This window comes from Pseudomonas parakoreensis (assembly GCF_021602155.1).
Lineage (GTDB): Bacteria > Pseudomonadota > Gammaproteobacteria > Pseudomonadales > Pseudomonadaceae > Aquipseudomonas > Aquipseudomonas parakoreensis.
Map to the genome: position 1 here is coordinate 1 of NZ_BQHY01000087.1, position 255 is coordinate 255.

The 255-nt window shown below is 48.6% G+C and carries 1 protein-coding gene; it reads left to right on the forward strand.

Translation table 11 applies throughout. The features are described 5' to 3' along the window. Positions 1–69: 69 nt before the first annotated feature. The coding region (locus L6D63_RS28510) for a hypothetical protein (protein ID WP_236170522.1) at positions 70–255 on the forward strand (186 nt) is incomplete at its 3' end.

Genomic DNA, 255 nt, shown 5'->3' on the forward strand with positions numbered 1-255 from the left:
GGTTGGCGTGATTCGTAGAAGTGGGGTATTTGTGTTCGGCCCGGCATGGGGCTGGAGGAGCTTGAACTTATGGATGCAGCATCTTGGGCAAATTTAATTGCGAGCGTTGCTTTCTTGGTTGCGGTCGTGTCCGCGGTGTTTGCCTGGAAGTCAGCCCGAGAGGCTCGACAGGCAAACAAAATAAGCATTCACGAATATCAAAGAAAACTATATGAGGCTTTCACAGAAGCGTTTCATCTGGTTAAAGAGAATGGA